The sequence below is a fragment of the Roseburia intestinalis L1-82 genome, assembly GCF_900537995.1.
Lineage (GTDB): Bacteria > Bacillota > Clostridia > Lachnospirales > Lachnospiraceae > Roseburia > Roseburia intestinalis.
Genome location: NZ_LR027880.1, coordinates 98,408 through 111,533, shown reverse-complemented (window position 1 = coordinate 111,533; position 13,126 = coordinate 98,408). Strand labels below are relative to the sequence as shown.

Sequence of the window (13,126 nt, the reverse complement as noted above, 5' to 3'; positions counted from 1 at the left end):
TCTATTGTTTTACTCGTCCTGCACCGATTAAGTGCTGTTGCCAGTAACTACTACTTAGGTCTGCATATCCTATCGGGTTGCCTGCATGGTACATCTGTGTCGGCGAAACGAGAATACCAACGTGGGTTACATACGAACCAGCATTATAGGTGGAATGGAAAAATACCAAGTCCCCAGCCTTTGCCTGCGAGAGTGGAAGATGTTGGGTTGCGTCATACTGTGCTTGTGCCGTTCTCGGTAAGGAGATACCAGCTTTTCCATAACACCATTGCGTCAATCCCGAACAGTCAAAAGAAGTGTTGGGATTGCTACCGCCATATACATACTTCCAGCCTTGATATTTCAACGCTTCATTCATTACCTTTTGTGCCAGCTCTCCCGATACCTGCGAAACAGTTAAATACTGATTGACTAATTCAACATAGAACATATTTCCATAGCCATACCGCCAGCCCCCGTTCTTCGCAACAGCTATCGGGTTGGTATAGGTTACTTTCTTTCCACCCGATTTCTCACGGGCAAAATTTTCCGCAAGATTAAAAGTGTGTTTCTTTCCTTTTCCTGCCACATATCCCACATAACCACCGCCATAGTTATAAGACTGTATCGCTACATTCAAATCGTCGATACCTTGATTTTGGCAGGAAGAAAGCAGGGACGCAAAATATTTACACCCCTGCTTGATTGAGCTTTCCGTATCTAAAGAATTGGGCGGTAAGCCAAGACTTTCTGAACTCTGCATAACATCTTCTGCTGTACCACCACTTTCTACTTGAATGATAGCCAATAGCACATTGACATACTCGGAGATACCGTTTTCTCTGGCGTACTTTTCCACCATAGGCTGATGTTTCAAAACTTCTGCGGATAAATTCATACCCGTAATGCCAGAAGAAAAGTTGCTGTTCTCGTCGTCGCTGTCCGCACTAATCAACACCCCAAAGAAAAGCACCAGAGAAAATAGGATAGGAAACAGACTGCCAATGAGAGCGATATGTTTCAGTTTCATTTTTTCTTCTGTCCTTTCTTTGTTACAAGGCTTCGGTTTTTCTCTTTGGTCTGCTGGTTCTTTTGGACGGTTTGCGTCTGCTGAACCTTTGTCCTGCGGTCTTTCGTGTCATTCTGGCGTGTTTCCTGCGATACCACTTTTTCTACATTCTGCCTATGTACTGGCTGTGCAGGTTGGGTCGCTTTTCTATCAGAAGCACCAGAAGATAGCGGACGCTCTTTGATAACATTTGCTTTGACTGGCTCACTTATCTTTGAAGTGGTCGCTGTGGCAGGACGTTTGACTTCCTGCATTTTTTCAGCACCCGTCTTTGAAACGCTTGAAGCTGTGGCTGGTCGCTCATGGGGACGGGTAGCTCCCGTTGTCGCTGATCCGTCAGCCTTTCGCTGTGCCTGCCTTGCTTCTTGTGCCTTTTGAAGCTCCATACGCTTGTCAGCGATATTCTGCCTATGCTGTTCCTGCTTTTCCAATCGTCCCGTCTGTCTGGACTGCTGTTCCTGCACCATGCCACGCTTGAAGTCGGACACGCTGGACTTTGCCTTTTCCTTTGCGGAATACACCGCATAAGCGGTCTGTGTCGGCATATCCTTGATGTTTTCTTTGACAGCATTTGCCTTGTCTTTCACTTTATTTTTCGTATCTAAGACAGCACCCACCTTTGAGCCTGCACGCTGTCCCATGCTGGAAGTGGTATTGCCCCGATTTTCTTTAGAAGCTGTATTTTTTCTTTCAGCTCTTTTGCCAGCAACAGAACTACCAGCCACCGCACCAGCAACACCACCAGCAGTAACCGCACCAGCAAGCCGTCTTTCCATACGCCTAGCCCTATGTGCCAAGTATAGATACGGTCTGCGGAAAATTCTTCGTCCCATGCTTTGACTGTCGTTAGCGTTCAAAGAGAACATACTCATTAAGTCGCCCAGCTTCATATAGATACCTGCGAAACATACTATCTGCAAGAACGCCACCATGAAAAACGGGTAATCTGTGGAAATGTTATAAAACATACTGGAAATACTGAACGCCACTGTTACAATGAGCGTTATTCCTGCCCGTGTCATTATGGTATTAAACACCCTTACGATTGCCTGCTTTGCCATGCTTTCATAGCTGGGTATCATGGAAAGTAGAAAGCTGATAGGTAAAAACATTGCAAAAATAATAAAAAGTATCTGGCTAAACAACATCATGCCCGTAAGCAAGAATACAAATATCGTTATCCCCAAGTTGAAGAACAAGAGGAAGAACACCATACCTAAACGGTTTACCACCTGCGGTATCGTCAGATTATTATTGTCGTTATCCTCGATTTCTATTTTCACGACTTCCTCTCTGGTCTTTCCGTCCTCGTCCTCTGGACTTACTGATACCAGAGCTTCCACACGGTCTGTCCCGATTTCTTCTATGTTGCTGTTACCGAATTGCAGAAGTAGCCACGGCTGTTCCACTTGAATAGAAAATAGGCTGTCCCGTATCAAGTCCACGCTGTCCTTGCCCTCGCTGTCGGAGTTGGGGAGCATGATTTTTGTTCCCAAGTCCAAAGAAGCGGTACTGATGTCTGATGAAAATTCATTTATCTTCTTGATGTAGTCGGGAGCGTAGGCAATAAACGAAGCGGACAGCACGAACACCACCACAAAGTTGATAACAGCGTGAAGTGCCTTGCTGGTTTCCCGTTTAATCAGTCCCGTATAAGCAACATACATTCCCACCACTAAGATAATGAGAAGCAGGAAACCAACATAGAAGCCCGTAGAAGAAAAGCCGTTCTCGGTTACACCTGCAAGGGTCTGTATGCTCTTTCCGATACTGTCTGCCATATCGTTAATAAAATCAAGTTTATAGGCTTCCTGCACCACATAGCCCGTGGCATTGCTTAAATAAAGGCTTATCGTCCAGACAAAGTTGGTAATGCAGTAAAGCCCGTACTGTACCGATTTTCCAATGCCGTCCAGCCAGTTCCACGGCAACCACGACCAGCTATTATCCACATAAAAATCAAGCTGGTAGTTAGATAGCGGATATTTTGAGTAAAGATTTTCTGCATTGATAGTATCGTCTACAAGTCCCGTTGCATGAGCCACCGTCCCCAAAAGTGAAAGCAGGATAAGGGAGAGTGCCACCACGAACAGAGCCGTTTTGAGAAAGTGAAGTATCCTCCTTTTTGTGAACGCACCTTTTATCCTTTCTTTCATCACTCCACCTCATTTCTCTGTACGGGCGGTCTGGTATCAAAGGCGTGTAGCAGTTCTTCAAAAACTGGGTGTATCTGTACCACACCGACACGCCCGTATAAGTCCTGCAATAAGCATTGTCCGTTCTCCAAATCACGAAGCCGTTTCTGGTTGTTTTCATCGTCCTTGTCGATACCGAAAAATTCTAAGGTCTGTTTTATCTCGTTGATGTCAGTAGAACGGAAAGCGAATTTTAAGCCGATATTGTTTTTCAGACTTTCCTTTGCCACGTCCCCAGAAGATTGTGTAACGAAATAAACGCCTGCCTGCATAGCTCGTCCAGCACGAACCAGCTTGTTAGAGAGCGTTTCTCCTTGTGCCACATTTAAGAACGCCCACGCTTCGTCCAAATCGACAATCTTAAAAATACTTCTGTCCGAATGGATAAAATCAAGGGCAAAGGTACTAATCACAATCAGCATAGACACCGACAATAATTCAATAGTCGTGTATTCCTCAAAGGTTGTGTCCTTATCTGGCAGTACAAGGTCGGCTACTTGAATGATATTGAGCTGGTTATCAAGGCTGATTGCATTTTCCACCGTACCGTCTGAAAACAGCAGATGTGCAAAGTCGTAGTCCGTGAAGCTGTCGATATGGTCTGCGATATTTCTTGATATGGGCGTATCTTCACGGCGTAGCTCGTCTATCACATGGAGCAAGCCCCGACTGTCGCTCTGGGTAACGGAGCGTACCGCTTTACGAAGTACGGGGAATTTTTCGCCGTCCCTAGAGGAAATACCCGTAAGAAATGTTAAGATGTCGATTGCCAGACTTTCAGCGTCTTTTACATTCTTCATAATCACAAACGGGTCAAGAAGTCCTGCATTGTCCTTATCGCTGGTTAGGTTTACGATATTGATTTCATGGGCGATTTCTGGGAGCGTTTCTTTCCAGTTGCCACGCTCACTTTTAGGGTCTAACAGAAGTGCTTGACCGCCAAACAGCACCGCATAATATACCAGAAGATTATTGCAGAACGACTTCCCACCGCCAAGAGAACCGACAAAAGCAGAAGCAAGGGCGTTGGTAACTGTGCCTTTTACGCCCTGCGAAGCTAAAGACGGTTGCAGGTACACATTTCTTCCCGTATCAACGGAATAGCCCATATAGATACCCGTAGTTTCCCCTAACTGCTGGGTTGCTCCAAAGCCAAGTCCAGCTAAAAAATCTGATTTTACATACTGCACATAGTCATTGATATATCGCTTGCTGGCAGGAAGAAATTCAGAATGAAGCCCCAGCATATCCCCAGCAGGACGCACCAGCTTTACATTGAGGTCGTCGTAAAAGTCCTTGACTTCATCACAACGGCGTTTCAGCTCGTCAAGATCGGGTGCAGACACCCGTATCACGTAGCTTAACTTATACATACTTTCTTTGCTCTGGTCTAAGTCTGTTTCCAGCTCGTCCACGCTGTCTAATGCGTCCACCACATTTGAGCTTGTTTCACTTCCTGCTTGATAAGCATGATTGTCAAGGTCTTTCAATTCCTTTTTCTTGTTGCGGACGGTTGTTAATGCTTTTCGATTTTCCACGATTTCTACATTCATGGACGTATCAACGGGGAAAGTAAATTGCTGTTGCTGGAAATAGAAGATTTCAGACGAGGGAAAGTCAAGCTCCCCGACAATCGCATTGACGGTAAAATAAGACACATAGCTTTCCTTGTCCTCATGTTCCAAGCGTAAATACCGCTGGCTTTCTTCAATCACACATCTTGTCGGACGGATAAGGTCGTAGTATTTTATCAGCGTTTCTTTCTTCAATTTCTTCTTTGGTAGCTGATAGTCATAATCTTCATAAGCGATACCGTCCCTGCCGTAAAGATGTTCCATGAGATACCCAAAATCATTGATTTCCAAGCGACGCACCTTGAAGCGACGGGAGATTTTATTTTCCAGTAACTTTTCCATTTTCATGTAACGGTTGATTTCATCATTCGGCATGGAAACAAAGTCATTCATCAGCGTGTGGTTCACTTCATGGAGAAACTCTTTGAATGTCAGCCACGCTGATTTTTTGATGTTCTTCAGATTGAGCTGTTCTTCTGTAACCATGAGCTTAAAGCCAAGAAAAAAGCGGTAGTCCACTTGATTATCCCCAATCATTGATACTAACGCTTCGGTCTGTTCGTCTATTTTCTGATAAGCAACTTCCTTTAACTTCCCCGTAACTAACTTCTTTGACTGCTCCTGCATACTTCTAATAGAGCTTTCCGTGGCAACCTGCAACGCATGAATTTTACCCTCACGGGACTGTGCGATAAGCTGGCGAAAGCTATCATGCACGATAAATTTCTGCTCTGCGGATAGAAAAGAATAATTGTACGGTATCAGCTCATAGTAAGCGAACACCTCATTGTCCTTGTTCCAGACAAGGTTGTTGTCAATATATTTTATCGGGAACATAGTTCACACTCCTTACTGCCGTGATTGTTTCATTGAGTATCTGCTTATGCAGTTTTACGGCTTTTCCTGCATAAGTGATTTTTGGTCGCAGGGCATAGGTTATCTGTGATTTCAAAAAGCTGTACGGCTTCTTTCCGTCAAAGGTTTTCTGCGACATAAACCAAGTGAGAGCAACAGGAATACCGAAGTATTTGAGAAATGCTCCCTCAATCATGGAAAGTGGAGGAATATCCCCAAACAGAATGATGATAAATTCCGTAATCACAAACCATGTAATCTGTGTAAAAGTAACGGGAAAGGGTAAGTTAAAATCATTGATTGCATACAAGACTTTTTCCACGTTCCAGATACCCGTATAAGATTTAATCTTTTTCAAGTTCTTTCAGCTCCTTTCGTAAGTTCTTCAAAGAGAAAAGGACAGCCATTTTCAGACTGTCCCTTAAAAGAGAAATACGCTGTCAGTAGCAACAATGCTTGTCGCTGATCTTCCAGCGTTAGTATGGTATCTCGCACATACCTCGGCTTGTTTCAATAAAGCAACCGCCCATATCCAAATCTCGCCCGTAGGCTTCATAGTCAATGTAGTTCTGTAAGCTGGGTGGAATATCCCCTAGTGCCTGCAATTCGTCTATGTAGTAGTAGGCAATATCTGTCATGGTTTCACAGTCGGGATAATAATAAATATCGTCCTTGTGTTCCACAACTTCTTCCAGCGTCCCATAGTGACTGATAAATTCGTCCAGACACTCTACAATATAGTCGGGAAGTTCCTCTATCATTTCATACATCTCATTGAGTTCTTCAATGGAAACATACTCGCCAATCGCAATGGGGAAGTTGTCGGTATCATGGATAGCGTATTCCTCATACTGTTCATTCAAGCCGATTTTTTCTTTTACATCTTCCTCGTCAATAGGAAATGTGAACCAAGCACCGACTAAATAGCCCTCATTGTATTTGCCAAGATTAGCAATGTAAACCGCCATATCATCAATCATAAGCACCACCTCATTTCCTACTCTGGCAGTTCAAAGATACCGTGTTCCGTTACTAAAAATTTCCCGTGTTCCTGCAAGTGAGAAGCATAGGCTTCAAAGTCAAAATAGTAGGCTTGACAGTCCTCGGATAAATGTTTGAACGTCGGGTCGTTCATCAGCTTTTGCTTTGCAACATCTATCATGCTTTTGCAGTTGGGATAAACCGTAATCACATTCCTGCAAATATAAAGTGCTTCTAAATTTTCAAACACCGTAAGTAGTGATACATATTCTTCCTGCATATCACTTGAAAGCTGGCGGTACATAAAATCTAATTCGTTGAGCTGGTACACGCTTGTATGTTCGTGGACTTCATCAGCATAAGGCAACACCTTTTCGATAATACGGTAATCCCCACTTTCTGCACCGACACCTAACTTTTCTTCAAACTCGGCAACATCTATCGGCAGTTCAAACCAGTATGATATTGTTTCTTCGCCAGTTGTTCCTCTCGTTTCCACCAGCACCCTTGTTTCCTGCATTGTTCCTCACGTCCTTTCTGTTGTTTCATCACATCTTTTAAGGTCTGGTACGACATACCAAACACATACTTTGAAAAATCTTCTAACTGTCTTTCTTCATAATTGGCAGGGTTCAGTCGTTTCATTTCCTGCCACACCTTACGCTTGTAAGAGGGCAGGTCAGAAAGATAATCGCAACCGACTTTTACCTGCATATCCTTAAAAACATCGTTCATTTCATCACTCCAATCTGAAATTTAGGTACGAAAAAAGCAGTCAATCCTAAGACTAACTGCTTTTTGTGTAAATATTTTTGTTAGCACTAGAGAAAAATTCTCCAGTTGAATAATAAAAATTCTCCTAAAACTGCAAGAGTTAAATATACAATAGGTTCTAGTTTAGAAAGAGAAATAGATTTATGGTTAATATTTTTAAATAACCTTTTTGTCAATTTCCAAATAAAATATCCAATAACTGCCCCTAGCGTATTCATCATTAAATCATCAATATCTGTATTTCTCCGATTGAATAACTGGCAAAGTTCAATGGATAATGAAAAACCGAAGCCTATCATAAAAATTTTCAGAGGATTTCTGTATCGTTTCCAAATTAAAGGAATTAAAAAGCCCAGAGGTAAAAACATTATAATATTTAAAACATAAGTCATTATCCCCTCAGACTGAAACGGTAATAAATTGATTTCCTCTAATCTTATAATCGTATCATAATGTCCAATATCCCAAATACTACCTATACCTGCAACAGAGAACGTCAAGTAGATATATAACAGAAAAATATATACCCATACAAAATGAATTGCTTTGTTTTCTTGTTTTTTGTTTTGACGCTTGCAAATGATAAGCTGGTATAAGGAACAAGGAACTATAATACATAGCAAAGCATAAATTGTAGATAACATAGTAATCGTCCTTTCACAGTAATTTTAAATAAAATGATACAGTAAAAATCTTAAAAAGCACGAAAGAATGTATTTTGTTTTTATGAAAGATTTTATGTTATCATATCATTTTTTGCTCTGCAATTAAAGATAATTTCAATATTTTATGCACCGATAATCTTATTGAACAGCTCTAACAGTACATCTTTCACACCGCCAGCATTGAATACCAAGCCGACAGCAATTAAGGCAACTACCAAGAAGCCGATAAGTTTGGAAAACTCACGCTTGAAACCTAAGTAGATACCGATAACCACGATCGACATAAGCACCAAGCTCTGTGCATTTGATAAAAACCATTGATACAAATTTTGTCCGAAATTCATTTAATTGTCCTCGCTTTCTTTTAATTGTTTCATTTCATAGTCAGCTTCTTTGCCGACATTCAAAATACACATCAAGACTACGCCGATACCCATTTCCATAGATACCAGCAGGAAGTCTTTTAATAATACCCACATTTTTTATCACTCCTAACTTTCCACCAAATCTTTTGCAGGGGTCGTCTGCTGTTTGATTATCATTTCATGCTTTTCTGTGAGCTTTGCCTGCTGTTCGATTGTTTCCATGTAGTCTGTACCGTTTCCTTTATCAATCTTTTTCAGCATTTTCAAGGTCGGTGCTACCTGCCGTTGTACCCACCGCAATGTACGGTCTAAGGTGTAAGGCTCTGGCTTTGTCGTCAGCTTCAAGCTCTGTCTGTTATCGCCGATAAACCAAGCCCAGCGGTCATTGAGTTTCCAGTCATTTTTTCGCTTGTCTGGTTCTTCATCAACAAACCTCACATACTGGTTGATGATAGAAAAGGCAGTCTGCTCTGCGTCATAATACGTCAGCAAATCTCGTACTGCATAATAGGCACGTTCATTTCTAAGCCGTATCTCAAAACGGTTGATAATGTCGGCTTCTTCCAGAGGTGTCCCTAACTTGACATACTGCTCATAGTCCTTTTCATAGATACAAAAATACACATCTGATTTCAGCGACCCAAGATAAAGGGTACGTCCCATATATTCTCTGTCGTCCTCTCTGTGCTTGATAAGCTCGCCCGACTGGTAAAACTTATAACTTCTGGACTTTCCGATATATTCCCGTTTCCTGCATTTTTCCGCAAGCTCTGGAATATCCAAAATGCCCGTATGGTCGTTGATAGCAAGGTCGATACGCTTCATCACGCCACCGTCTATGAGTGCGTCCATGAGGAAGTCATACCAGCTTCGTTGCTGTGCCAGCAGGTAACTTTCAAACTGTCGGCAACCACGCCCCTTTAACTCTAAAAGGACACCTTTTTCTTCGTCAGCCGACGTATAGATAAAGATGTCCCCTAAAGAATAATGCTCCGTATAACTGTAATGTCCGTAATCTTCATGGAGCATATAATTGATATTCAGTTTTAATATATCTTTGATGATGTGCTGTATATCCAGCGTGGGAAAACGGATTTTCACATAATCAAACAGCATAGTAAGCGGTGCTTCTGGATTGAACCTTGCCAGTTCTTTATGCAAAGTTTCCAGAAGTTCCTTTGACGGCTTCATTTTTCCGCTTTCTATCTTGTTGAGATATTCCCTTGTGATACCAGAAGCCACCGCCAGCCTGCCTTGCGAGATACCGTAAGCAACCCGTTTCTCCCGTAATTCTTTTATCCATTGTTCTTCATTCAGAACCATACCCCCAATCTGTCAAGTGTGAAGTTTTTTTAGGCGACTTCACAACCGATTTTTGCTAGGAAATCATGCCAGAAGCCTTATGTTTCCTATGTTTTTTGTCTATTGTCTATTTGCAAACGTACCCCTCTGTTAGATACCGAGGGGTTTTACCTGCTGGCGTGGCTTACGCCACACCAGCAACGGCTAGTCCGTGCCGTCGCCTTTCGCTTCGCACGTCGCCGTCCCGTCCTGCCTTGCTTGTGCAAGAGAGCCGATAGTCTGCAAAAAGTCATGTCCTTTCGGAACTAAAGGCGTGTAAAATTCACTTATAACACTTGTTCCTACATCACAATAGCCACGCCCCTTGATACGCTTCTGGAAAAACTGTTTTTTTACATCTGAACCGAACAGCATACCGTAACCTAATTCGCTGATACGCCCAAGTCCCACACGGAAATTGAAGTTATCTCTGATACCGTCCGAGAAATACTTTGCGTCTGGACGCTGGCAGGCAACGATAAGAAAATAACCTGCTTGTCGCCCTAACATAACGATTTTCTTTAACTGGCTAAGTAGGCTCACGCTTTCTTTTGTCCCCAGCATTTCAAAAAATGCCACATATTCATCAAAGATAAGAAAGCAGGGTGGAAGTCCCAGATAGGCGTAGTTTTCGCCCGTCTTATAGTTCTGGTGTCGCTTCATTTCCTCACTTCGCTGTACCATACCCTCATAAAAGGCATTGACGCAATCAATCATTTCTTCTTTGGTGTGATACACATTTCCCATAACTGTCCCTAAGTCTGCAAGGTCAGCGTTCTTCGGGTCTAAGATGTAAAGGACAGCGTTGGTATGCAGTAAGGCTTCAATGAGCGTCAGCAGAAAATAGGTTTTACCGCCACCCGTCCCACCAGCAATCAGAGCGTGAGGGAGTGCGTCATATTCCCAGACAAGATTTTTCATCAGTCTAAGACAGCCGTTTTCTGCCCGTACTTCATCAATAGTAATGCGGTTCGCTATCATATCATAAAGCAGGGTATATTCGATATAGCCGTCATGCAGGGTCTTGTCGGTCAGCTCACAATACAAGCCACTTTCCAATTTATCCTCTAACCGTAAAAGCTGGTCTTGATATTTTCCCAGCGTGATTTCACAGCGGATATGAAGCAGTCCCTTTTCCATTTGATAATAAATCTTCGGAAACCAGACGATTTTTTCCCTTGATCTGCTTTGCAGGTCAGTAAAAAAACCGCTGTCTTGTACGGTATCGGCTTCATACCACTTATTTTCCAGTATCATTCGTGCCAGCTTTTGACGGTGCAGGAGCTTCTTGAAGCTGTCGTAACCGAAGCGGTAATACAGAAAAGCGACCAATGCACAAACACCAGTCGCTATCAGTATGGTTATGAAGTTGTAAGGGGAAAGCGTCAAGCCGTTTTCTAATAAGATGAAATGCTCCCAATCGGTACGCATGAGCTGTTTTATATTCAGTAGCAGAAGAACCGCCACAAATACAAACAGAAGCGTCCCTATGGAAAAGTGGTAGACAAGGTGCTTGTCGCTGGCTCTGATACGGTGTCCTTTATTCCAAATCTTATGCATAAGTCAATCACTCCTTTCTGGGTACAAAAAAGCAATCAATCCTAAGACTAACTGCTTATATCATTATTCGTATTTTTTTCCAACGATATAGGTTGTTACTAACATTCCTATCAGCAAAATAATTATAGCTGGATATTTTACAGTATTCCATAATGAAATGCCACCAACTAAAAAACTGATATAGCAAATAATAGGATATAGAATAGCAGTTCCTAATGTAAATACTCTAAATACTGTTAATACATATCCCCAGTTTGCATTATTAAAAGATAGCCCTGCCATGTGTATTCTGAAAATTCCTTGTGATACAAAATTAACTTTATTTGTATCATAATATGTCGGTAATAATTCTTTTGCAAAAATGCAAAGCCAGCTTGCAAACAAAAGCATTAACAAAGATATATACAAACTATCTCCCATTTGTTCTATGGAAATTCCAGAAACAGTTAATAATATTGCTTCTATAACTACCACACCGATTGAGATAAGAAATGCAAATATCCAGTTCTTTTTTCGTTGACGAATTGTATCACGCAACGACAAGTCTAACGAGTTTACAACAAGAGTTTCTACCACATCACTATTTAATGTCTTGTTCTCTTTTAATTTTTCTCCTTGTAAAAGTTCTGTTACTGTAATACCAAGTACATCAGCAATAGGGATAAGTAATGTAACATTTGGCATACTGTTTCCACGTTCCCATTTACTAACTGTTTTATCCGACACAAACAACTTATCTGCTAAGTCCTTTTGTGTCATTTGTTTTTCTTTTCGCACTTCGGCTAAAAAGTGTCCGAATTTTTCATTGTTGATTTGATACATTTGTGCCACCTCCTATCGTTATTTTAACCATTTACGATAAGGTAGGCAATCTACTAACGGGAGAGTACCGCTATTTTTCTAACCTATGAGGAGAATTTTTATTTTTTCGGCTGTCCCTGCGGTGTATGGTTCTGTGGATTGCCTGCGTTCTGATTTCCCTTATTCTTCAATACAATATCCTCTGCCTTTACATACCAGTCAACATCTGCACCACCAAACGTCTTTCTTGATACCGTATCGGCTACGGGATTGACAAGCTCCACGACTGCATTGTACGGAAATTCCCTTAACGGTACTTCGGGCGGTACAGACACGGGGATAATTCCACCATGCAGACTGCACTTCAAATCATAGATACGCTTTTTAAGCTGGGTACTCGGTGTCCCGTCCTCATTCTGCAAGAACACATCACGCACCGCTGTAAACTTTAATTCTCCAAATGTTTTCTCTTTGTCAATAACAAATCCGTTTGATAATCTCATAAATTTTTCACTCCTTTACTTTTCTTCAACTGCTACAATATCATCAGCAAGCAACACATAATCGGTATGTCCCATATCCCCGATTGCGTAACCTCTGCCATATAACTTTGGATTGACAAGTTTTACTTTCTGTTCATACTTGAAATGCTTTTCGCCAGCCTGCACGGGAATTTCCACCACAACATTTTCGCCTTTCTGTATGTCAGAATAAAGGTTATAGCTTCTTCTTGCGAAAAATCTGCGGTTATCTTTATCTCTGTCAAAAACATGGTCGCTTTCGCCTGCAAATTCAAGAGTTCCAAAAGACTGTGCCATATCTGGCACGACATATTTCATTTCCATAGTGTTTTACCTCGTTTCTTTCTATATTTATTTGATAATTTAATTGATTGTGATTTCTTATTCTGGCGGTTCGGGAAGTACCAGCAATCCCCCAGATAGTAAAGGGTAAAATCAATGCTTCG

The 13,126-nt window shown here is 41.8% G+C and carries 14 protein-coding genes and 1 pseudogene; all 15 read right to left on the bottom strand.

Features of this window, described 5'->3' with window-relative positions; genetic code table 11:
- Nucleotide 1: 1 nt before the first annotated feature.
- Nucleotides 2-1,009 carry a C40 family peptidase gene (locus RIL182_RS00530; protein WP_006857102.1) on the bottom strand — a complete coding sequence of 336 codons (1,008 nt, stop codon included), beginning with the start codon at nt 1,007-1,009 and terminating at the stop codon, nt 2-4.
- Complete coding sequence (locus RIL182_RS00525) at nt 1,006-3,204, bottom strand: CD3337/EF1877 family mobilome membrane protein (protein WP_006857103.1); 2,199 nt, start codon at nt 3,202-3,204, stop codon at nt 1,006-1,008. The genes RIL182_RS00530 and RIL182_RS00525 overlap by 4 nt, the downstream gene beginning before the upstream one ends.
- Nucleotides 3,204-5,654, bottom strand: a complete 2,451-nt coding sequence (tcpF, locus tag RIL182_RS00520; protein WP_006857104.1) for a conjugal transfer ATPase TcpF — start codon at nt 5,652-5,654, stop codon at nt 3,204-3,206. The genes RIL182_RS00525 and tcpF overlap by 1 nt, the downstream gene beginning before the upstream one ends.
- Entirely contained in the window at nt 5,632-6,030 is a 399-nt protein-coding gene (locus RIL182_RS00515) for a conjugal transfer protein (RefSeq protein WP_003061368.1), read from the bottom strand. Before RIL182_RS00515 ends, tcpF begins: the two co-directional genes overlap by 23 nt.
- Before the next feature lie 118 nt (nt 6,031-6,148).
- A complete protein-coding gene (locus tag RIL182_RS00510; protein WP_006857105.1) occupies nt 6,149-6,652 on the bottom strand; it encodes an antirestriction protein ArdA in 504 nt (167 codons plus the stop codon).
- A 17-nt stretch (nt 6,653-6,669) separates the two neighbouring features.
- The gene (locus tag RIL182_RS00505; protein ID WP_006857106.1) at nt 6,670-7,173 is read right to left on the bottom strand and encodes an antirestriction protein ArdA; all 504 of its coding nucleotides are present in this window, start codon (nt 7,171-7,173) and stop codon (nt 6,670-6,672) included.
- Nucleotides 7,092-7,388 carry a hypothetical protein gene (locus tag RIL182_RS00500; protein WP_006857180.1) on the bottom strand — a complete coding sequence of 99 codons (297 nt, stop codon included), beginning with the start codon at nt 7,386-7,388 and terminating at the stop codon, nt 7,092-7,094. Before RIL182_RS00500 ends, RIL182_RS00505 begins: the two co-directional genes overlap by 82 nt.
- An 86-nt stretch (nt 7,389-7,474) precedes the next feature.
- Entirely contained in the window at nt 7,475-8,071 is a 597-nt protein-coding gene (locus RIL182_RS00495) for a VanZ family protein (protein WP_006857107.1), read from the bottom strand.
- Between the two features lie 143 nt (nt 8,072-8,214).
- Complete coding sequence (locus tag RIL182_RS00490; RefSeq protein ID WP_003060793.1) at nt 8,215-8,436, bottom strand: hypothetical protein; 222 nt, start codon at nt 8,434-8,436, stop codon at nt 8,215-8,217.
- Nucleotides 8,437-8,550: pseudogene (locus tag RIL182_RS00485) on the bottom strand (DUF3789 domain-containing protein); the annotation flags it as partial.
- Between the two features lie 33 nt (nt 8,551-8,583).
- Entirely contained in the window at nt 8,584-9,780 is a 1,197-nt protein-coding gene (gene mobT / locus RIL182_RS00475) for a MobT family relaxase (protein WP_006857109.1), read from the bottom strand.
- A gap of 183 nt (nt 9,781-9,963) precedes the next feature.
- Nucleotides 9,964-11,358 (bottom strand): FtsK/SpoIIIE domain-containing protein, encoded by a 1,395-nt coding sequence (locus RIL182_RS00470; RefSeq protein WP_006857110.1) that lies wholly within the window; start codon nt 11,356-11,358, stop codon nt 9,964-9,966.
- A 63-nt stretch (nt 11,359-11,421) separates the two neighbouring features.
- Nucleotides 11,422-12,180, bottom strand: a complete 759-nt coding sequence (locus RIL182_RS00465; RefSeq protein ID WP_006857111.1) for a helix-turn-helix domain-containing protein — start codon at nt 12,178-12,180, stop codon at nt 11,422-11,424.
- A gap of 98 nt (nt 12,181-12,278) precedes the next feature.
- Nucleotides 12,279-12,662 (bottom strand): YdcP family protein, encoded by a 384-nt coding sequence (locus tag RIL182_RS00460; protein WP_006857112.1) that lies wholly within the window; start codon nt 12,660-12,662, stop codon nt 12,279-12,281.
- A 15-nt stretch (nt 12,663-12,677) separates the two neighbouring features.
- Nucleotides 12,678-13,004: a YdcP family protein gene (locus RIL182_RS00455; RefSeq protein WP_006857113.1), complete on the bottom strand. Its 327-nt coding sequence runs from the start codon at nt 13,002-13,004 to the stop codon at nt 12,678-12,680.
- Nucleotides 13,005-13,126: the final 122 nt, after the last annotated feature.